This window comes from Gemmatimonadaceae bacterium, from assembly GCA_019752115.1.
Lineage (GTDB): Bacteria > Gemmatimonadota > Gemmatimonadetes > Gemmatimonadales > Gemmatimonadaceae > Gemmatimonas.
Genome location: JAIEMN010000025.1, coordinates 49,114 through 70,935 on the forward strand (window position 1 = coordinate 49,114; position 21,822 = coordinate 70,935).

A 21,822-nucleotide genomic window follows, 5' to 3' on the forward strand; every position below is an offset into this window, starting at 1 on the left:
ACATGCTTACCACGAGGCGCCGGGATGCGCGCGCGCGACGCTCTGCATGGTGGCGAGCATGTGGCCGAGGTGCTCGGTGTGCAGGCCGCGACGACCGCCGCGGCGCGTGCCCTGCTCCGCCGGCAGCGTGAGCGTGGCGCGCTGGAGCGCATCCTTCACCATCGTCTCCCAGAGCGCGCGAATGGCGGCGTGATCCACCGCGATGAGCGCTTCGCCGGCCACGGCGTCGTTCACTTCGTCGTGATCGAACAGCTCACCGACATACCGCCACAGCTGATCAAGCGCGGCCTGCGCCCGCGCGTGGCTTTCCTCGGTGCCATCACCGAGGCGCACCACCCACTCGCTCGAGTGGCGGAGATGATACTTGTCTTCCTTGAGGCTCTTGGCGGCGATCGCGGCGAGCTGCGGATGTTCGCAGCGCGAGAGCGCGTCCCAGAGCAGCACGCTGTACGTGTCGAACAGGAACTGCCGCACCATGGTGAACGCAAAGTCGCCATTCGGCAGCTCGACCATGAGGCAGTTGCGGTACTGCACACCGTCGCGGAAGTACGCGAGCGCATCGGCATCGCGCCCCTGCCCTTCGAGCTCACCGGCGAGCTGCAGCAGCGACTGGGCGTGCCCGATGAGATCGAGCGCGATGTTGGACATCGCGATGTCTTCCTCGAGGATCGGCCCGTGCCCGCACCACTCGCTCATGCGGTGGCCGAGCACCAGACGATCGTCGCCCAAACGCAGCAGATACTCCACCAGCGGATCGGCGATGGGCGCGCGCCGCGGCGCGGCGACCTGAAAGTCGGGCTGCTTGTGGACGATACCCGCCTGGCCGCCCATGGGAGCCTGCTCGGCGGCCATCAGAAAATCCGCACGCCGCGCGGGGCGACGTAGAACTGCGGGTGGCGATACGCCTTGTCGTTGCCGGGGTCGAAGAACGGGCCCGCGTCGCTTGGCGCCGACGCGACGATCGCCGCACTCGGCACCACCCAGAGGTTCACGGCTTCGCCGCGGCGGGCATACACGTCGCGCGCGTTCTGCAGGGCGAGTTCGGCATCGGGTGCGTGCACACTGCCGGCGTGCTCGAACGGCTCGCCGTGACTGCCTTGCGTGAAGACTTCCCAGAGCGGATGCTGGTGGTCACTCATGAGTGGTGTCCTCAGGCGGCCGCAGTGGACGAACGCGCCTGCTGCTTCTCGGCGTAGGCGGCCGCGGCGGCACGCACCCAGGCGCCGTCTTCGTGCGCCTTGCGGCGCGCCTCGAGCCGCTCGCGATTGCAGGGGCCATTGCCCTTGAGCACGTCGTAGAACTCGCTCCAGTCGATCTCGCCGAACTCCCAGTCGCCCGTCTCCGGGTTGAGGCGGAGATCCGGATCGGGGAGCGTGAGGCCGATGGCGATCGCCTGCGGCACGGTGAGATTCACGAAACGCTGGCGCAGCTCATCGTTCGTCTTGCGCTTGACGCGCCACTTGAGGAGCTCGGCGCTGTTCGGCGAGTTCGTATCGCTGGGGCCGAACATCATGAGCGACGGCCACCAGAAGCGGTTCACGGCGTCCTGCACCATGGCCTTCTGCGCCGGCGTGCCCTTGGCGAGCACCGAGCAGATCTCGTAGCCCTGGCGCTTGTGGAAGTTCTCTTCCTTGCAGATGCGCACCATCGCGCGCGCATACGGGCCGTACGACGCCTTGGCGAGCACGGTCTGGTTCACGATGGCAGCGCCGTCGACGAGCCAGCCGATCACGCCCATGTCGGCCCACGACAGCGTGGGATAGTTGAAGATGCTCGAGTACTTCGCGCGCCCGTCGAGCAGCTGCTCGATGAGCTCCTGGCGATCGACGCCGAGCGTCTCGGTGCCGCAGTAGATGTAGAGGCCGTGGCCGCCCTCGTCCTGCACCTTGGCGATGAGCGACAGCTTGCGGCGCAGGCTTGGGGCGCGCGTGATCCAGTTGCCCTCGGGGAGCATGCCCACGATTTCCGAGTGGGCGTGCTGCGACATCATGCGCGTGAGCTGCTGGCGATAGCGGTCGGGCATCCAGTCCTTGGGCTCGATGCTTTCACCGGCGGCAATACGGGCTTCGAAGGCGGCCAGCTGGGCCGCGTCGTCGGCAGGAACGGTCGTCGTGGGAGACATGCGCAGACGGGTAGGTGGGAAACTGCTTCAGTAATGTAATTCCCGGACTATCTTCCGGGCCATGACACCCGCCACCAATTCCCCCTCCGAAACGGGTCCGGATGGCTACGTCCGGACCGACGTGTCCGCTGGTATCGGCCGCGTCGAGTTCTTTCACCCCAAGAGCAATTCGCTCCCCGGGGTCCTGTTACGCGACCTGGCCGCGACGATCACGCGCGTGAGCCAGGACCCGGCCGTGCGCGTGATCGTGCTGCAGAGTGGCGGCACGGGCCCATTCTGCGCCGGCGCCTCCTTTGACGAGCTGGCCGCGATTTCCGACCGGGACCAGGGGCAGCAGTTCTTCAGCGGCTTTGCGGGGGTGATCCTGGCGATGATCCGCGCCCCGCAGTTCGTGATCAGCCGGGTGCACGGCAAGGCGGCCGGCGGTGCGGTGGGACTGATCGCCGCCTCCGACTTCTCGTTTGCGGTGGAGAAGGCGTCGGCCAAGCTCAGTGAACTGGCCGTCGGCATCGGCCCGTTCGTGGTGGGCCCGGTGATCGAGAAGAAGATCGGACTGGCGAGCTTCAGCCAGATGGCGGTGGACGCCGACTGGCGCGACGCGGCCTGGTGCGAGCGCCGCGGGCTCTACGCGAAGGTCGTACCCGATGTCGCGGCGCTCGACGCGGCGGTGGACGCGCAGGCAGCCGTACTGGCCAAGGCCAACCCGGAGGCGATGGCGATGATGAAGCGCGTCTTCTGGGCGGGGACCGAATCGTGGGATGCGCTCCTCGCCGAGCGCGCGGCGATGAGCGGGACGCTGGTGCTGAGCGAGTTCACGCGGAACAGCATCGCCGCGTTCAAGGCGGGCGCGAAGTAGCACGCTACGGCGATGCCGCGAACTGGTTGTACCTGACATGCGGAGGGGCGGAGAGGCGAAGCAACGAAGAGAGTGCAAACCGATCTCCGTTGCTCAGCCCCTCCGCCCCTCCGCAGAGCAGGCACGATCGACGTACGGCGCGCCTAGAAGCGTACCGCCACCGAGAGCCCGCCGCCGCGGGGGGTGACGATGGGGACCAGCGCGGCGCGGGGCGTGCGCGGGGCGAGAATGGAGGCGCCCTGCTGCGATTTGTTCGCGGCCACCGTGGCGTCGATCAGGCCGATGATGGTCATGCCCACTGCCGCGCCCGCGCCGGCGGTGAAGTATTTGCGCTGCTGCGTCGTTTGCGTGTAGGGCGCGGGGACGCCGTTGGGATCGGTGTAGTTGATCGTTTCGGTCGTCGTCTGCTGCACCATCGCCATGCCGAGGCCGGCACCGCTGGCCACGAGCGTGAGCACCCCACGGATGGTGTGCCCGACATAGAACTGCCCGACGCCCGGGATCAGGCTGCGCGCGAACGCGCCCGCCGGGCTGTACACCGGGCGACGCAGCACTTCGATGGCGCGCCCGACTTCAACGCGATCGTCCACTGTGGGCGCGTTCACGCGATACTGCTCGAGATCGGTGAGCGCTGCGGCGCGGTCGCCACGCGCGGCGCGCGCGAGCCCGCGATTGAACCACCCTTCGGCCGACTTGGGGGCGTCGCGCACCACGTCGTCGAACGCCTTCTGCGCAGCGTCGTAGCGGCCGTCGTCGAAGAAGGAGAGCCCCAGCCGGAACTGCACCTGCACGTTCTCGGCGGTGCGCTGCCTGGCCTGCGGCACGAGCCGCTGCAGGCGATCGCGCACGTCGGCGGCTTCACGACCCGCCGGCGACAGGGTGAGATAGCGGCAGAGCTCTGTCACGGCGCGCGTGGAATCGTTGAGTTCTTCGAGGGCGCGCGCGAGGTCGTAGGCGATCCGTTCGTCGCCGGGATTGAGCTGGGCGGCACGCAGGAACGCATCGCGCGCGGCGGTCTGATCACCCACGAGCGAGGCTTCCTGCCCGGCGGTCGCCAAGCGACGCGCTTCGGCGTTGTCGCGACGCGCGGCGGGCGCCTGCCCCGGCGGGACCACGTCGCAGCCTGGCGCCGGTCCCACCGTCAGCGTGCGCTTGGGGGACAGCCGTGGCGGCCCTTGCTGGGCATCGAGGGCGCGCGCGCTGAGCGCGGACGCGCCCAGGAGCAGCACGCCGCACAGCAGGGCGCGCCGCGGTTCAGCGAACCGTAAGGACGGTCGAGGCACTGACTCCCTCCGAAGTGGCCGTGATGCGCACCGTGCCGGGCTTGAGCCCCAACACCTGTCCGGTGCTCGAGACGAACGCGATGGATTCATCGGCCGAGGTCCACGTGATGCTGCGCCCCGCCAGCGCGTTGCCGGAGGCGTCGCGCAGCGTGGCGGTGAGTTGCAGGCTGGTGTTCACACTCACCGACGGGCTCGCCGGTGAAATCGTGATGGACGCGATCGCTGGCGGCCCCACCGTCACGGTCACCGATCCGGCGACATCGTCCACGAGCGCGAGCACCACAGCGACTCCGTTCCCTGCCGCCGTCAGCACCCCCGTCGAGGACACGGTCACGACGCTCGGCGCACCGCTGACCCAGGTCACCGTGCGCCCGGTCAGGATGGCCCCGCTCGCCGAGCGCGCGACCGCCGTCAGCTGCTGGATGCCACCGGGCAAGAGCACGACGGGTGTTGGGGTGATGTCCACCCGCGCCACGGGAATCGGGATGACCGTGAACGTGGCGGTGCCGGACTTCCCTTCGCTGGTCGCCGTGATGCGCGCGGTGCCCGCCGACAACGCGGTCACGACACCGGTGGCGGAGACGCTCGCGACGGCGGGCGCGTCGCTCGCGTAGCTGACCGGTCGATCGGTGAGCAGATTGCCGAGCGCATCGGTGATCTGTGTGGTGAGCGGTTGCGTGGTGCCCACCACCAACGTGCCAGAGCCCGGCGTGAGAATGACGGCACTCGCGAGGCGCGCCAGCACGACAATGGTGGCGCTGCCGACACGGCCTTCGCTGGTCCCCGTGATCGTGACCGTGCCCGGCGCGACCCCGACGACCAACCCGGTGGAGGAGACGCTGGCCACGGCGACGTTGCTCGAGCCCCAGGTGAGCACACGACCGGTGAGCGCGTTGCCCGCCGCATCGCGCAACACGGCGGTGAGCTGGCGCTCGGTGCCGACACCAATGGTATCTCGCGTCGGCGTGACAGTCACGGAGTTCACGGCGGGAAGCGTCACCGTCACCGCCGACTGGGCACTGCGCCCTTCACTGGTCGCCGTGATCGTCGTGGCCCCGGGGGAGAGCGCGGTGATTGTACCCGTCTGACTGACGGTCGCGACGGCGGTGTTGCTGCTGCTCCACGCCACACTGCGCCCGGTGAGCGTCGCGCCATCGGCATCGACCGGTCGCGCCTGCAGCAGCGACGTCGTGCCGACCTGCATGCTCACCGACGCCGGTGAAAGCACGACCGCTGCGACCGGCTTGGCCGTGACCGTGATCGTAGCCGTGGCGCTCTTCCCGAAGGAGCTGGCGGCGATCCGCGCACTGCCCGGGCTCAACGTCGTGACCACACCGGAGCGCGAGACCGTCGCCACGGCCGTGTTGTTGCTCGACCAGGTGATGGGTTGGCCGGTGACGACCTGGCCGGCCGCATCCTTGAGCGTCGCGCTGAGCGGCACCGTCGCACCCGCGCTGACACTCGCGTTCTCAGGCGTGAGCGCGATGGACGCGACGGGAATGGGCGTGGTGGTGCTGTCCTGGGTGCAGGCGGCGAGTGTGGCGGCGAACAGGACGGAGAGGGACAGGCGGAAGCCTGAACCTCGGAAGCTGGAACTGCGGGAGCTGGGACCGCGGGATGTGCTACTCATGATCCAGCGGGTTCATGGTGATGGGGGCGGCGTCCACGGTGAGCGCGGGCGCGGTGGTGGCGAAGCGGAGCGTGAAGCTGCCGGTGCCGGTGAGGGTCAGCGTGTTGAACGTGGCGATCCCACCGCTCGCGGTGACGACGGCGTTGCTCAGCGTCCCACCGGTCCCGACTTGAATGGAGGCAGTCACCGGCAGCGTGGCGCTGGTGCCGGTGGTCACGAGGAGGCCGGCATTATCGCGGATCTCGATCACCGGCTGCGTGGTGAGCGGCGTGCCGCTGGTGCCACCAACCGGTTGCGTGGTGATCACCAGCGAGGCGGCGACCTGCGTCACCGTGAACGCGTTCGAGGTCGCGTCGGTGAGCGCGCCGCTCGAGAACGTCAGGGTATGACTGCCGTTGCCGTTGATCTGCAGATCGGGGAAGGTGGCGACGCCGTTCACTGCGTTCACGGTGGCCGTTCCGACGAGGGCGCCGGTGCCGGTGGCGATGGTGACCGTGACCGGCGCCGAGCTCGAGGTGACGCGATTGCCGCTCGCATCCCGGACCTCAACGACGGGTTGCGTGGTGAACGCCACGCCGCTGACCGCGCCCGCCGGTTGGGTGGTGATGGCGAGCTGCGTGGCGGGTCCGATCACGGTGAAGCTGCTCGAGTTCACCGACAATGCGGGAGACGCGGTGGTGAACTGCAGCGTATGCGCGCCACTGCCGGTGATGGCCAGCGTGCCAAATGTCGCGACCCCGTTGGTCGCGGTCGCCGTGAGCGTGCCACCCAACGTGCCACTGCCGGTGGCCTTGGCGGCCGTGACCACCAGTGAGGCCCCGCTGCCCGACGTGACCACGAGGCCGGCGTTGTCGAGGATTCGCACCACCGGCTGCGTGGTGAACGCGGTGCCGCTCACGGCGCCGGCTGGCTCTGTCTGCACGCTGAGCGCGGCCGCCACCTGCGTGACCGTGAAGCTGTTCGATACCGCGGTCGTCAGCGAGCCACTACTGAAGGTGATCACGTGCGCTCCGCTGCCATCGATGCGGAGGTTCGTGAAGGTGGCCACGCCGCCAACCGCATTGACCGTGGCGGTGCCGACCAGCGTGCCCGTGCCCGTCGTGATCGCGGCCGTGACCGGCGCCGTGCTCCCCGTGACCAGGGTGCCGGTGTTGTCGCGGATCTCCACCACGGGCTGCGTCCCGAGGGCCAGACCACTGACCGCACCCGCCGGCTGCGTCGTGATCGCCAGCTGATCTGCCGCGCCAGCCGCCACGGTGAAGCTGGTCGAGTTCACCGACAGGGCCGGTGACGCCGTCGTGAACTGCAGCGAGTGTGCGCCGCTGCCGGTAATCGCCAGCGTCGAGAAGGTGGCGACGCCGTTCGAGGCCGTGGCGGTGAGCGTGCCGCCCAGCGTGCCGGTCCCCGTGGCCTTGGCGGCGGTGACGACGAGCGACGCGCCGCTGCCGGTGGTGACCACCAGCCCGGCATTGTCGAGAATGCGCACGACCGGCTGCGTCGTGAACGCGCTACCGCTCACGGCCCCCGCCGGCTGCGTCTGCACGCTGAGCGATGCGGCGACCTGCGTGACGGTAAAGCTGGTGGACGCCGCGCTCGTGAGACTGCCGCTGGTAAAGGTGATCGTCTGCGCGCCGCTGCCATTCACGCGCAGGTTGGTGAAGGTGGCGATGCCGTTGACCGCGTTCACCGTCGCCGTCCCGACGAGCGTGCCGTTCCCGGTCGTGATGGCGGCCGTCACCGGAGCGGTGCTTCCGGTCACCACCGCCCCACCCGCGTCACGGACTTCGACGACCGGCTGCGTCGTGAGATTCACGCCGCTGACCGCCCCCCCGGGCTGCGTCGTGATCGCGAGCTGCGTCGCCGGCGGGGCGGTCACGGTGAAGCTCGCCGACGTCGCGCTCGTGAGCCCCGCACTGGTAAAGGTCAGTGTATGTGCGCCCGTCCCCGTGATGGCCAGGTTGGTGAACGTGGCGACGCCGTTCACGGCGTTCACGGTGGTCGTGCCACCGAGGGTCCCGGCACCGCTCGCGACGGTGGCCGTCACCGCGGCCGTGCTCGTGCTCACGTTGCCATCGGCGTCGCGCAGCTGCACCACGGGCTGCGTGGTGAAGGCCACGCCACTCACCGCGCCCGCCGGCTGCGTCGAGATGGCGACCTGTGTGGCGGTGCCAGCCAGCACCGTCAGGCTCGCCGAATTGACAGTGAGCGCCGGCGCGGTCGTGCTGAACGACAGCGTGTGCGCGCCACTGCCGGTGATCGCGAGATCGGTGAAGGTCGCGACGCCGTTCGACGCAGTGGCCGTCAGCGTACCACCCAACGTGCCGGTACCGGTCGCCTTCGCCGCCGTCACGACCAGCGAGGCCCCGCTCCCGGTAGTCACCACCAGGCCCGCGTTATCGAGAATGCGGATGACGGGCTGCGTCGTGAAGGGCGTGCTGCTCAACGCACCGGCAGGCTGTGTCTGCACGCTCAGCGACGCGGCCACCTGTGTCACGGTGAAGCTCGCCGACGCCGCGCTGGTGAGCCCGGCACTGCTGAACGTGATCGTCTGCGCGCCGCTGCCGTTCACCCGCAGGTTGGTGAACGTCGCGATGCCGTTCACGGCGTTCACCGTGGCGGTGCCCACGAGCGTCCCGTTGCCGCTGGTGATGGCGGCGGTCACCGCGGCGGTGCTGCCGGTGACCACCAACCCGCCGGCGTCACGCACTTCCACGACCGGCTGTGTGGTGAGGTTCACGCCGCTGACGGCGCCCGCCGGCTGCGTCGTGATGGCGAGCTGCGTTGCACTCGGCGCGGTCACCGTGAGGCTGTTCGAGGTCGCGCTGGTGAGCCCCGTGCTCGCAAACGTGAGCGTATGCGCGCCCGATCCGGTGAGCACCAGATTGCTGAAGGTGGCCACACCGTTAACCGCCGTGACGGTCGTTGTGCCGCTGAGCGTGCCCGTGCCGGTCGCCACAGACGCCGTCACCTGCGCGGTGCTCGTCGTGAGGTTACCGTCGGCGTCACGGATGGCCACCACCGGCTGCGTCGTGAAGGCCACGCCGCTCACCGCGCCGGCCGGCTGCGTGGTGATCGCGAGCTGGGTCGCGGCACCGGCCGCCACCGTGAAGCTGGCCGAGTTCACCGACAGCGCCGGCGTGGCGGTGGTGAATTGCAACGTATGCGCGCCGGTGCCGGTGATGGCGAGCGTACTGAAGGTCGCCACGCCGTTCACGGCCGTGGCGGTCAGCGTGCCGCCCAGTGTGCCGGTGCCCGTCTGCTTCGCGGCCGTGACCACCAGCGAGGCGCCGGTGCCGGTGGTGATCACCAGCCCGGCATTGTCGAGGATCCGCACGACCGGCTGCGTGCTGAACGCGGTGCCGCTGACGGCCCCGGCGGGCTGCGTCTGCACACTGAGCGAGGCGGCGACCTGCGTGACCGTGAAGCTCGCGGATACCGCGCTCGTGAGGCTCGCGCTGGTGAACGTGATCGTCTGCGCCCCACTGCCGTTGACGCGCAGGTTGGTGAACGTGGCGACGCCGTTCACCGCATTCACCGTCGCCGTGCCGACGAGTGTGCCGTTGCCGCTGGTGATCGCGGCGGTGACGGCCGCCGTACTGCCCGGCACGACCGCGCCGCCCGCGTCGCGCACTTCGACGACCGGCTGTGCGGTGAGATCGACACCACTCACCGCGCCCGACGGCTCCGTCGTGATCGCGAGCTGCGTGGCGACCGGCGCCGTGACGGTGAAGCTGTTCGAGGTAGCGCTGGTGAGCCCCGCACTCGCGAAGGTCAGCGTATGCGCGCCGGTGCCAGTGATGGCCAGGTTGGTGAAGGTCGCGACGCCGTTCACCGCGTTCACTGTCGTGGTGCCACTGAGCGTGCCGGTCCCCGTGGCGATGGTCGCCGTCACCGCCGCGGTACTGGTGCTGACGTTCCCGCCCGCGTCGCGCAGCTGCACGACGGGCTGCGTCGTGAACGCCACGCCGCTCACGGCGCCCGCGGGCTGCGTGCTGATGGCCACCTGCGTGGCGGCGCCGGCGGCCACGGTGAAGCTCGCCGAGTTCACGGTGAGGGCCGGCGTGGTGGTGCTGAAGGAGAGCGTGTGGGCGCCGGTCCCGGTGATCGCCAGGTTGGTGAAGGTGGCCACGCCATTCACCGCCGTCGCGGTGAGGGTGCCGCTCAGGGTGCCGGCGCCGGTTGCGCGCGCTGCCGTGACGACGAGCGAGGCGCCAGTGCCGGTGGTGACCACCAGCCCGGCGTTGTCGAGGATGCGCACGACGGGCTGCGTCGTGAACGCCGTGCCGCTCACGGCGCCGGCCGGCTGCGTCTGCATGCTCAGCGACGCGGCGACCTGCGTCACCGTGAAGCTCGCCGACGCCGCACTCGTGAGCCCGGTGCTGCTGAAGGTGATCGTCTGGGCGCCGCTGCCGTTGACGCGCAGATTCGTGAACGTCGCGACGCCGTTCACCGCGTTCACGGTGGCGGTTCCGACCAGTGTGCCGTTGCCGCTGGTAATCGCCGCGGTCACGGCGGCGGTGCTGCCACTGACCACGACGCCACCGGCATCCCGGATCTCCACGACCGGCTGCGTCGTGAGGTTGACACCGCTGACCGCGCCGGCGGGCTGTGTGGTGATCGCCAGCTGCGTCGGCGTCTGTGCGGCCACGGTGAAGCTCGTGGACGTGGCGCTCGTGAGGCCGGTTCCGGTGAACGTGAGCGTGAAGGCGCCCGTCCCGGTGAGCGCGAGGTTGGTGAACGTCGCCACACCGTTCACGGCGTTCACCGTGGTGGTGCCGCTGAGCGTGCCCGTGCCGGTCGCGATCGCCACCGTGACGGCGGCGGTGCTGGTGGTCAGGTTGCCATCGGCGTCGCGGATGGCGACGACGGGCTGCGTGGTGAAGGCGCTGCCACTCACCGCGCCCGCCGGCTGCGTGGTCACGGCGAGCTGCGTGGGCGCTCCCGCCGCGACGGTGAAGCTGGTGGACGTGACCGACAGCGCCGGCGCCGCCGTGCTGAATTGCAGGGTATGCGCACCGCTACCGGTGATGGCGAGGTTCGTGAACGTCGCCACACCGTTCACCGCCGTGGCCGTGAGCGTACCGCCGAGCGTGCCCGTGCCGGTGGCCTTGGCGGCCGTCACGACAAGCGACGCGCCGCTGCCCGTGGTCACGACCAGCCCCGCGTTGTCGAGGATGCGCACCACCGGCTGCGTGGTGAAGGCGGTACTGCTCACCGCGCCCGCCGGCTGCGTCTGCACGCTCAGCGAGGCCGCCACCTGCGTCACGGTGAAGCTGTTCGAGGCCGCGCTCGTGAGGCCGGCGCTCGTGAAGGTGATGGTCTGCGCACCACTGCCGTTGACACGCAGGTTGGTGAAGGTCGCGATGCCGTTGACCGCATTCACCGTGGCCGTACCGACCAGCGTGCCGTTGCCGCTGGTGATCGCCGCCGTCACCGCGACCGTACTGCCGGTGACGACCGCATTGTTGGCGTCGCGCACTTCCACGACCGGCTGCGTGGTGAGATTGACGCCGCTCACCGCGCCCGCCGGCTGCGTGGTCACCGCCAGCTGCGTGGCGACCGGCGCCGTGACGTTCACACTGTTGGACGTGGCGCTCGTGAGCCCCGCGCTCGCAAAGGTCAGCGTGTGCGCGCCAGTACCCGTGATGACCAGGTTGGCGAACGTCGCCACACCGTTCACCGCATTCACCGTCGTCGTCCCGCTGAGGACACCGGTGCCGCTGGCGATGCTCACCGTGACCGCCGCGGTACTCGTGGTGAGGTTGCCCCCCGCATCACGGAGCTGCACCACCGGCTGCGTGGTGAACGGCGACCCGCTCACCGCGCCGGCCGGCTGGGTGGTGATCGCCACCTGCGTGGGCGCCCCCGCCGCCACCGTGACGCTCGCCGAGTTCACGGTGAGCGCCGGCGTCGTCGTGCTGAACGACAGCGTGTGCGCTCCGGTGCCGGTGATGCTGAGATTCGTGAAGGTCGCAATACCGTTGACGGCCGTGGCGGTGAGCGTCCCGCCGAGCGTACCGGTGCCGCTGGCGCGCGCAGCCGTGACCACGAGCGACGCGCCGGTGCCGGACACCACGACCAGGCCGGCGTTGTCGAGGATGCGCACGATCGGCTGCGTCGTGAACGCCGTGCCGCTCACGGCCCCCGCCGGCTGCGCCTGCATGCTGAGCGAGACGGCCACCTGCGTCACGGTGAAGCTGTTCGCCACCGCGCTCGTGAGCCCCGCGCTCGCAAAGGTCAGCGTGTGCGCCCCGCTGCCGTTGATCCGGAGATTGGTGAACGTCGCCACGCCATTCACGGCATTGACCGTGGCCGTGCCCACCAGCGTACCGGTGCCGCTGGTGATGGAGGCGGTGACCGGCGCCGTGCTCCCGGTGACGGTGTTGCCGATGGCATCCCGAATGATGACCACGGGCTGCGTGGTCAGGTCCACACCGCTCACCGCGCCCGCGGGCTGCGTCGTGAGCGCCAGCTGCGTCGGGACCTGCGCCCCCACGCTGAAGCTCGCCGACGTGGCACTCGTCAGACCGGCACTCGTGAAGGTGAGCGTATGCGCGCCGGTGCCGGTGATCGTGAGGTTCGTGAAGGTGGCCACGCCGTTCACCGCGGTCACCGTGGTGGTGCCGCTGAGCACGCCCGAGCCAGAAGCGATGGCGACCGTGACCGACGCCGTGCTGGTCGTGACGTTGCCGTCGGCGTCACGAACGGCGACCACCGGCTGCGTCGTGAAGGGGCTCGCGCTGACCGCACCAGCCGGCTGCGTGGTGACCGCCAGCTGCGTCGGCGCACCGGCCGCCACACTGAAGCTGTTGGACGTGGCGCTGAGCGCCGGCGCCGTGGTGGTGAACTGCAGCGCGTGCGCACCGCTGCCGGTAATGGCAAGGTTGGTAAAGGTCGCGACGCCGTTCACGGCCGTGGCGGTGACCGTGCCGCCCAGCGTACCGCTCCCGCTGCTCACCGCCGCCGTGACCGCGAGGCTCGCCCCCGCCCCCGACGTCACGACGAGGCCGGCATTGTCGAGAATGCGCACGACCGGCTGCGTGGTGAACGCGGTGCTGCTCACCGCACCGCTGGGCTGGGTCTGAATGCTGAGTGAGGCGGCCGTTTGCGTGACCGTCAGGCTGCTCGACGTCGCGCTGGTGAGTCCGGTGCTCGTGAACGTGAGCGTGTGCGCGCCGCTGCCGGCGATGCGCAGGTTGGTGAAGGTGGCCACGCCGTTCACGGCCGTGACCGTGGTGGTGCCACTCAACGTGCCGGTGCCGCTCGCGATCGCCGCCGTGACGGTGGCCGTGCTCGCGGTGAGATTGCCAGCGCCGTCCCGGATCTGCACGACCGGCTGCGTGGTGAAGTTCACGCCGCTCACGGCACCAGCGGGCTGCGTGGTGATGGCCAACTGCGCCGGTGCGCCTGCCCCCAGGGCGATCGCCTGCGAGGTCGCGCTGGTCAGCCCGGTGCTCGAGAAGAGAAGCGTATGCGCACCGCTGCCGGTGAGCGCGAGGTTGGTGAAGGTCACCACCCCGTTGACGGCGTTCACCGTGGTCGTCCCGCTCAGCGTCCCGGTGCCGCTCGCAATCGCCACCGTCACCGCGGCCGTGCTCGACGTGACGGTGTTGCCGTTCGCATCGCGAATCGCGAGCACGGGCTGCGTGGTGAACGCCGTGCCGCTCGCCGCGCCACTCGGCTGCGTCGTGATCACGACCTGGGTCGCGGCGCCGACCGTACCGGTGGCATTGAACGTCACCGGGCTGCCGATCAGCCCAGTCGCCGCTGCCGTCAGCGTGTTCGCGCCGGCGGTGGTCCCCAGCGTCCATGTCGTCAGCGCCGCGACGCCGCTCGCGTTCGTCACGATCGTCGTGGGACTCGCCGGTGCGGTCGTGCCGCCACCGGCGGTGATGCTGAACGTCACGTTCACGCCACTGACGCCGTTCCCGTTCGCGTCGGTGACGCGCACACTCGGCGCGGCGGCCACCGCGCTGCCGACCGTAGCCGACTGCGTCGTCGCGGTCGTGGCCGCGATGGTCGTGGCGGCACCGGCCGTGCCGGTGGCGGTAAAGGTGAGCGGACTCCCCGAGAGACCGGTCACCGTGGCGGTGACGGTGTTCGCGCCGGCCGTCGCGCCCAGCGTCCACGACGTGAGCGTCGCGATGCCGCTGGCATTGGTCACCACACTCGCCGGGCTCACCGGCGCGATGGTCCCACCGCCACTCGCCACCGCAAAGACGACGGTCACGCCGCTCACCCCGTTGCCGTTCGCATCGGTCACGCGCACGCTTGGCGCCGCCCCCACTGCGGTCCCCACCGTGGCGGTCTGCGTCGTGAGCGAGTTGGCCGCGAGCGTCGTCGCCGCGCCCACCGTGCCCGTCGCGTTGAAGGTGACGGGGCTGCCACTCAAACCGGTGACTGTCGCCGTGAGCGAGTTGGCGCCCGCCAGCGTGCCGAGCGTCCACGACGTGAGTGTCGCGATGCCGCTCGCGTTGGTTGCGACGGTGGCCGGACTGGCCGGGCTGCTGCTGCCACCACCTGAGGTCACGGTAAACGTCACATTCACCCCGCTCACCGGATTGCCGGTGGCGTCGGTGACCCGCACACTCGGCGCGGTGCTGACGGCACTCCCCGCCACGGCGCTTTGCGTCGTCACCGAATTCGCCGCAAGGAGCGCCGGGGCCCCGGCGGCCACCGTGATCGTGCCGGAGGTGATTGCGAGCGCCGGCGTGGTGGTCGCAAAGCGCAGCGTGTGCGCGCCAAGCCCCACGAGGTTGAGCGTCGAGAACGTCGCGACGCCGGCCACCGCATTCACGGTCGCCGTTCCGGCGAGCGTACCGGTGCCCGAGGCAACGGTGGCCGTGACCGCCAGCGTGGCGCCCGTGCCGGTCGTCACCACGAGACCGGCGTTGTCGAGGATGCGCACCACCGGCTGCGGCGAGAACGCCGCGCCCGATGTCGCGGTAGTGGGCTGCGTCTGAATGCTGAGCGTCGTCGGCGTCTGCGACACCGTGAGACTGCCCGACGTGGCGGCGGTGAGGCCGGTGCTCGTGAACGTGAGCGTCTGCGCGCCGCTGCCGGCAATCACCAGGTTGGTGAAGGTCGCCACGCCGTTGACCGCCGTGACCGTCGTGGTACCGCTGAGCGTGCCGTTGCCGCTCGCGATCGCCGCCGTGACCGACGCCGAACTCGTCGTGAGATTGCCGTTGGCATCACGGATCTGCACCACCGGTTGCGTGGTGAGCGTCAGACCGGAGACGGCGCCGGCCGGCTGCGTCGTGAGCGCGAGTTGCGTGGGCGCGCCCGGGTTCACGGTGAAGCTGGCGGTGGTGACCGCCGTCAATCCGGTGCTGGTGAACGTGAGCGTGTGCGGGCCGACGCCGATGATCTGCAGATTCGTGAACGTGGCGACGCCGTTCACCGCCGAGACGGTGGTGGTGCCGCTCAACGTGCCGGTGCCACTCGCAATGGCGACCGTCACGGCCGCCGTGCTCGTGGTGACGACGTTGTTGTTGGCGTCGCGGACCTGTACGACCGGCTGGGTGGTAAAGGCCGACCCGCTCACGGCCCCTGCGGGCTGCGTGCTCACCCCAAGTCGGGTGGCGGCGCCGACCAGACCGGTCGCGTTGAACAACGTGGGGCTGCCGGTGAGACCACCAACGGCTGCGGTGACGCTGTTCGCCCCCGCCGTGGTGCCCAGCGCCCACGACGTCAGCGCGGCAATACCATTGGCATCCGTGTTCACGCTCGCCGGGCTCGCCGGCACGATGCTGCCACCGCCTGCCGACACGGTGAAGCCCACGGCGACCCCGCTCACCGGATTGCCGTTCACGTCGGTGATGCGCACACTCGGCGCAGCACTCACGACGCTGCCCGCCGTGGCGCTCTGCGTGGTCACCGACACCGCGCTCATGTTGCGCGCGGCCCCGACGACGCCGGTGGCATTGAAGGTGATCGGACTGCCCGCGAGTCCCGTCGCCGTGGCACTGACGCTGTTGGCACCGGCGGCAGCACCAAGCGTCCACGTGGTGAGCGTCGCGATGCCGTTCGCATCGGTGATGACCGCCGCCGGGCTGGCCGGCGTGATCGAGCCACCACCCGTGACGACCGCGAACGTCACCGTGCGCCCCGGCACGCCGTTGCCATTCACATCGACGACCTTCACGCTCGGCGGCGTGCTCACCGCCGAGCCGGCCGTCGCCGACTGCGTGACTGAGCTGAGGGCCAGCAGCGTCGTAGCCGTGCCCACCGTACCCGTCGCACTGAACGTCACCGGACTGCCACTGAGGCCGGTGACGGTGGCAGTCACCGTGTTCGGACCGGCGGGACCGCCGAGCGTCCACGACGTGAGCGACGCGATGCCACTGTTATCGGTGAGCACCGTCGCCGGTGCCGCGGGCACGATCGCGCCGCCGCCGGTCGCAACGGTGAACGTCACCGCCACACCCGCCACCGGATTGCCGAAGGCATCCGTGACCTTCACGCTCGGCGCCGTCGCGACCGCGGTGCCGGAGGTTGCGGTCTGCGACGTGACGGAGTTCGCGGCCAGCGTGGCCGGCGCGCCGATTGTGCCCTGCGCGGTGAAGGCCACGGGGCTGCCGGCCAACCCATTGACCGTTGCTGTCAGCGTGTTCGTTCCCGCGGTCGCGCCGAGCGTCCAGGCGGTGAGCGCGGCGATCCCGTTCGCATTCGTCGTGACCACCGCCGGATTCGCGGGCGTGGTACTGCCACCGCCGCCGGTGATGGCAAACGACACCGCAATGTTCGCGATGGGAGAGCCGCCGGCGTCAACGACCCGCACGCTGGGCGGTGTCGGCACCGGTGTCCCGGCGGCGGCCGACAAGGTGGTCGCACTCGCCGCCGCGATCGCGGTCGCGTTGCCGGTGACGACCGAGACCACCGTGGAGCCCTGCACCCCATCGATCGTGGCGCGGATGTTGGCCGTGCCAAGCGCCACCGCCGTCACCAACCCCTGCGCGTTCACCGTGGCAATCGCGGGCGCGCTCGACGCCCACGTGACGGTACGCCCGTTCAGCGCCGCGCCGGTGGAGTCGCGCGCCACGGCATTCGCCTGCGTCGTGAAGCCCACGAGCAGATTGGGCGACGCCAGCGCCACGGACACGCTGTTGACCGGCACCGGGATGACGGTGGCCTGCGCCGACGCGGTCAGCGCGTCGGTGACAGCATCGATACGCGCATTCCCGGGAGCGATGCCGCGCACCCGGCCGGTGCTGGACACGAGCGCCACCGCCGGATCGGACGATGACCACGTGATGGAGCGACCCGTGATCGGCACCCCATTGGGATCGCGTAGCGTGGCGGTGAGATCGGCCGCCTGCCCCGCGATGATGGTGGGCGTGGCCGGCGTCACGGTGAACGTTGACACCGTGGAGTTGCTGACGGTGATCGTCGCCGACGCGAGTTTGCCTTCGGCCGATGCAAAAATCAGTGCGGTACCGGCCCCCACCGCCGACACCGTCCCATCGGCGGCGACCGTGGCGACACTCGGTGCACCACTGGACCAGGTGATGGTGCGCTGCGGCAACACCGCCCCACCGGCGTCGAGCGCGCTCGCTGACAGCTTGGTGGTCGCGCCCACGATGAGCGAAGCCGTGGCCGGGGTGACGCGCAATGACGCCACAGGCGAAGCGGACACCGTCACCGACGCGGTACCAGTCTTGCCTTCGCTGGTCACCGTAATGGTGGCGGCGCCAGGCGCAATCGCCGTCACGAGGCCACTCGCCGACACCGAGGCCACGTTCGCATTGCTCGAACTGAAGGCGAGGGGGCGGCCGGTGAGCAGATTGCCGCTGCCATCGGTGATCTGCGTATTGAGTTGCACCGTCTGCGCTACGATGAGTGCGCTCGACGTGGGCGAGACGATCACCGCTCCGACTGGGCGCGGCTGCACGACGATGGTAGCGGTCGTGGTGCGCCCTTCGGAGGTGGCGGTGATGATCACCGTGCCCGGGGCCACGCCCAGCACCAGGCCGGTGGAGGAGACCGTGGCCAGGCTCGTGTTGCTCGCACTCCACGTCACCACCCGCCCGGTCAGCGCCGCGCCGACGGAGTCACGCACCGTGGCGGTGAGCTGCGTGGTCTGTCCGAGCACGATCGTATCGCGCGGCGGCGTGATCTGCACCGTGGCGACGGGCACCGGCGCCACGGTAACACCCACGGCGGCACTGCGCGATTCACTCGTGGCCGTGATGGTCGCCACGCCCGGCGCAATGCCGGTCACGAGCCCGTTCACGTCCACCACCGCCGTGGTGGCGGCACTCGTACTCCAGAACACGGTGCGACCGGAGAGCGGCGCGCCCGCATCATCGAAGGTACGTGCGGTCAGCTGCACGAAGCCGCCCACCAGCAGACTCGGTGTCTGCGGTGTGAGCTGCACCGAGGCCACCGCGCGCGCGGCGACCGTGACACGCACCGTGGCGCTGCGACCACCCGCACTGGCCGCGATGGTCGCGGTCCCGCTCTTCACCCCGGTGACGACGCCCGAGGTTGAGACGCGGGCCACCGTGGTATCACTGCTCGACCAGAAGACCTGCGGATTGGCGATCACCGCCGCCTTGGCATCGCGCGCGGTGACTTGCAGAATCGTGGTACCGCCCTCGGCGAGCGAGAGCTGTTCGACACTCAGCTCGAGCGCCGCCACCGGCGCTTCCACCGGCTTGGGCGCGGTGATGTCGCCGATCCCCTTGCAGGCGGCGAGCGCGACGCAGGCGGTGATCGCGAGCGTTCTCGCGATCCACCGCCCGAGGCGAGTGGCGCCACGTCGCGCCGCAGCAGGCATGCTACTTCCCCGGCATCGTGACGCGGGTGGGCTTCGCCAAGTGATTGCGCGTGCCGTCGCCGAGCTGGCCTTCGACATTGTAGCCCCAGCACCACGTTTCGTCGTCACCGGTGACGCCACAGGTGTGCGAGCCGGTCGCATTCACGGAGACGAACGCCGGTCCGGTCACCCGCGACGGGACTTCTCGCGTGGTGTTGGTCCCGTCGCCGATCTGTCCATAGAGATTGCGCCCCCAGCACCAGACCTGCCCCGCCCGCGTGCGCCCGCAGCTGTGCACCCCGCCCGCGGTGACGCTCGCAAACCGCACCTGCGTACTCACCGCCGTGGGGGTCGCCGCGTCGCTCGTGCCGCCGATCCCCAGCTGCCCGAAGGCATTGCGCCCCCAGCAGAACGCTTCGCCCGCGTCGCTGACGGCGCAGCTGTGCGTGCCGCCCGCCGAGATGCTGGTGAACTTGCCCGACGCGCTGACGGCCGTGGGCGTGCGCACATCCGCGCGGGTCCCGTTGCCGATCTGCCCCGCGGCATTCGCGCCCCAGCAGTAGGCGGTACCATCGAAGGCAATGCCGCAGGTGTGGGCCCATCCCACGCTGAGCGACACAAACCGAAGGCCACCGCTCACCGGCGTCGGCGTGGTGCGATTCGCTGCGCCTCCGTCGCCGAGCTGCCCGTGATCATTGAGCCCCCAACAGAGCACTTCACCGCCGGGCGTCAGCCCGCACGTGTGCGACTGGCCGGCTCGCACAACCCGGAACGATTCGTTGCCCGCCACGCGCACCGGCGCGGAGCGCGAGTTGAGCGTGGCGTCGCCGAGCTGACCGCGATCATTCGCGCCCCAGCAGTACGCCGCCCCACCGCGCGCCACGCCACAGCTGTGTGACGTGCCAGTGCTCACCTGGGTGAAATCGAGATCGCCCACGATCGGCGCCGGCGCACCGCGCGCTTCCACATCGCCATCGCCCAGCTGCCCGCGATCGTTCGCGCCCCAGCAGAGCACGCGGGCACTCACCACCGCGCACGAGTGCCGACCACCAGCGCCGATCACGCCCGGATCATCCGTGGCGCGAATGCGCGCCTCCGGTGCGGGCGTCGGTGTCGGCGCCGGCGCCGCCGGCGCTGGCGCCGCAGGGGCGGCGCCAACGGGAGCACGCGTGGCGGCACGCGCCTGACGGCGCATCAGCAGCGCGAGCGAGTCGTTGCGGAGCGAGTCCGTCATCTTCATCGCGCGCGTCAGCGAGTCGCGGAAGAGCGAGTCGCTGTTCGCCCGCTGCCGCAGCGAATCGCGCAGCATGGTGAGCATCGTATCGCTACCCGAAGCCCGCCCGCTGTCGGGGAGCACGGGCACCTTCACCTCGCCCTTGTCGGCCAGCGCTATCTCACTCGCCGGTCGCGGCGCGAAGGGGCCCATCTTCTTCTGAAAGAGCGCAAAGGCGCCGCCGCCGAGCAGCAGGGCCACCATGGCGACGTACAGCCATGTGCGATTGGGCGGCGGAACGGGCTCCTCGACCTCCACCGTCGCCCAGCTGGGCGCTTCTTCGTCATCGGCCGAGGTGTCCACCACGGCGGGCGCCGGCGTACGCCGCTCACCGCTGGTGATGGCGGGGAGCGCCTGATCGGGCGACCACCCCTCGGGTGGACGGGCAAACTTCACCGTCGCTTCGCTGTCCACGCTCGGCTTGCCGAGCACTGGCTTGGGCTGATTCTTCTCGCGCTCGCGTCGCCGGCGATGCGATTCCTCCCACTGCCGCCAGTCGCTCGGCACGACCCAGCTGTTGAGCGCCGCGAGCACGCCGTCGGCCCCCGCCCAGCGCGCCGCCGGCTTCTTCTGGATCATGCGCTCCACGATGTACTGCAGGCGCGGTGGCACCTCGCCCGGGCGCACGGCATCGATCGCCGGCAGCTCTTCGTGCTTCTGCTTGAAGATGACGTTGTAGAGCGCTTCGCCTTCCCACGGGCGATGCCCCGTGAGCATCTCCCACGCGACGAGGCCCAGGCTGTACAGATCCGAGCGCGCATTGGCCGGCCCGCCGTCGATCTGTTCCGGCGCCATATACGCCGGCGTACCGATCGCCGCGCCGGTCATCGTCAGGCGCGATTCATCGGCACTGTGCGCGATCCCGAAGTCACTCAGCAGTGCACGACCGGTGTGCGCATCGACGAAGATGTTCTCCGGCTTCACATCGCGATGCACGACCCCGAGCTTGTGCGCGAAGGCCAATGCCTCGGCGATATCGCGCATGACCTTCTCCGCGCGCTCGGGCTCGAACGGCCCTTCATCGAGGATCGTCTGCTTGAGCGTCTTGCCGGGCACGAACTGCATGACCAGCGCGAGGCCGCCGTCGGTGAGACGACGGACCGCGAAGATGCTGACGATGTTCGGATGCTGCAGCTTGGCGACGGTCCGCGCTTCACGCTCCAGGCGCTCGATGGCCTGTTCGGCGTTGGCCGCGAACTTGGGGCGCACCACCTTGATGGCGACATCGCGATGCAGCGCGCGATCCCGCCCGCGATACACGATGGCACTCGCCCCACGCCCGAGTTCCCCGAGCAGCGTGTAATCGCGCTCGAGGTCGGCGACTTCCTGATCGTCGTCGAACGGTGCGGTCATGCGGCGGGCAACAGGCGGAACCGCACGGGGCGGGAAGCGAACATCAGCGGCTGCGGAAGGTGAATACGACTTCGCCCATCTCGATGCGATCGCCGTCGGCGAGCATCTGTTCGCGTTCGCTCTCCAGCTCGGTGCCGTTGTAGGCGACCGGGTTGGTCTGCGAGAGGTTCACGAGATACCACTTGCCCTCCCGCAACTGCATGCGGGCGTGCTGGCGGCTGACGGTCTTGTCGCGCAATTGGATATGGCGATAAAGCTCGCCTTCGGACCGCCCAAACGTGACCTCCATGCCGTTGGGACCGGGCACGTGCACGAACCGGATCTCCCGGCCGGCGTCGAGCCCGGAGCCGATCTCGAAGCGGCCGGGGAGGAACTGCAGCGTCCCCTCGGCGGGGACGCTGAAGCGGAGGCCATGCCCCTCGACCATCGTCCCCGGGACGCCAGCCGCATTGACGACCGCCGCCGTTGGGGCCGGAGCCGCCGGCGCGGGGGCGGGCGTGGGCGCGGGGTTAGCCCCACTGCCGCGCATCTTGCTGATGAGGCTG

General features: G+C 70.1%; 9 protein-coding genes. 1 reads left to right on the plus strand and 8 read right to left on the minus strand.

Translation table 11 applies throughout. From position 1 onward, the window contains the following. Positions 1-6: 6 nt before the first annotated feature. The 3 genes from paaC to paaA are packed head-to-tail and all read right to left on the minus strand — an operon-like array spanning position 7 to position 2,122. Entirely contained in the window at positions 7-831 is an 825-nt protein-coding gene (gene paaC / locus K2R93_13980; GenBank protein ID MBY0490947.1) for a phenylacetate-CoA oxygenase subunit PaaC, read from the minus strand. A 20-nt stretch (positions 832-851) separates the two neighbouring features. Next, on the minus strand, positions 852-1,139 hold the full coding sequence (gene paaB, locus K2R93_13985; protein MBY0490948.1) for a 1,2-phenylacetyl-CoA epoxidase subunit B: 288 nt from the start codon (positions 1,137-1,139) through the stop codon (positions 852-854). 11 nt (positions 1,140-1,150) lie between these two features. Beyond that, on the minus strand, positions 1,151-2,122 hold the full coding sequence (gene paaA, locus K2R93_13990; protein MBY0490949.1) for a 1,2-phenylacetyl-CoA epoxidase subunit A: 972 nt from the start codon (positions 2,120-2,122) through the stop codon (positions 1,151-1,153). Positions 2,123-2,183: 61 nt separating this feature from the next. Here paaA and K2R93_13995 point away from each other — a divergent pair, with 61 nt between their 5' ends. Further along, on the plus strand, positions 2,184-2,978 hold the full coding sequence (locus K2R93_13995; GenBank protein ID MBY0490950.1) for an enoyl-CoA hydratase/isomerase family protein: 795 nt from the start codon (positions 2,184-2,186) through the stop codon (positions 2,976-2,978). A 143-nt stretch (positions 2,979-3,121) separates the two neighbouring features. On the opposite strand, the gene K2R93_14000 is transcribed toward K2R93_13995, so the two are convergent. The 5 genes from K2R93_14000 to K2R93_14020 all read right to left on the minus strand — a co-directional run. Next, positions 3,122-4,261, minus strand: a complete 1,140-nt coding sequence (locus K2R93_14000; GenBank protein MBY0490951.1) for a tetratricopeptide repeat protein — start codon at positions 4,259-4,261, stop codon at positions 3,122-3,124. Further along, entirely contained in the window at positions 4,233-5,891 is a 1,659-nt protein-coding gene (locus K2R93_14005) for an Ig-like domain-containing protein (protein ID MBY0490952.1), read from the minus strand. The genes K2R93_14000 and K2R93_14005 overlap by 29 nt, the downstream gene beginning before the upstream one ends. Then, a complete protein-coding gene (locus K2R93_14010) occupies positions 5,884-18,672 on the minus strand; it encodes an Ig-like domain-containing protein (GenBank protein MBY0490953.1) in 12,789 nt (4,262 codons plus the stop codon). The genes K2R93_14005 and K2R93_14010 overlap by 8 nt, the downstream gene beginning before the upstream one ends. A gap of 1 nt (position 18,673) precedes the next feature. Next, a complete protein-coding gene (locus K2R93_14015; GenBank protein MBY0490954.1) occupies positions 18,674-21,277 on the minus strand; it encodes a protein kinase in 2,604 nt (867 codons plus the stop codon). Positions 21,278-21,320: 43 nt separating this feature from the next. Continuing rightward, on the minus strand, positions 21,321-21,822 hold a 502-nt coding region (locus K2R93_14020), incomplete at its 5' end, for an FHA domain-containing protein (protein ID MBY0490955.1).

Excerpts from the sequence above, each read along its gene's own strand:
- K2R93_13995 (MBY0490950.1), top strand. The coding sequence starts at position 2,184 with ATGACACCCGCCACCAATTCCCCCTCCGAAACGGGTCCGGATGGCTAC.
- K2R93_14015 (MBY0490954.1), bottom strand. The coding sequence starts at position 21,277 with ATGACCGCACCGTTCGACGACGATCAGGAAGTCGCCGACCTCGAGCGC.
- paaC (MBY0490947.1), bottom strand. The coding sequence starts at position 831 with ATGGGCGGCCAGGCGGGTATCGTCCACAAGCAGCCCGACTTTCAGGTC.
- K2R93_14005 (MBY0490952.1), bottom strand. The coding sequence starts at position 5,891 with ATGAGTAGCACATCCCGCGGTCCCAGCTCCCGCAGTTCCAGCTTCCGA.
- K2R93_14010 (MBY0490953.1), bottom strand. The coding sequence starts at position 18,672 with ATGCCTGCTGCGGCGCGACGTGGCGCCACTCGCCTCGGGCGGTGGATC.
- paaA (MBY0490949.1), bottom strand. The coding sequence starts at position 2,122 with ATGTCTCCCACGACGACCGTTCCTGCCGACGACGCGGCCCAGCTGGCC.
- paaB (MBY0490948.1), bottom strand. The coding sequence starts at position 1,139 with ATGAGTGACCACCAGCATCCGCTCTGGGAAGTCTTCACGCAAGGCAGT.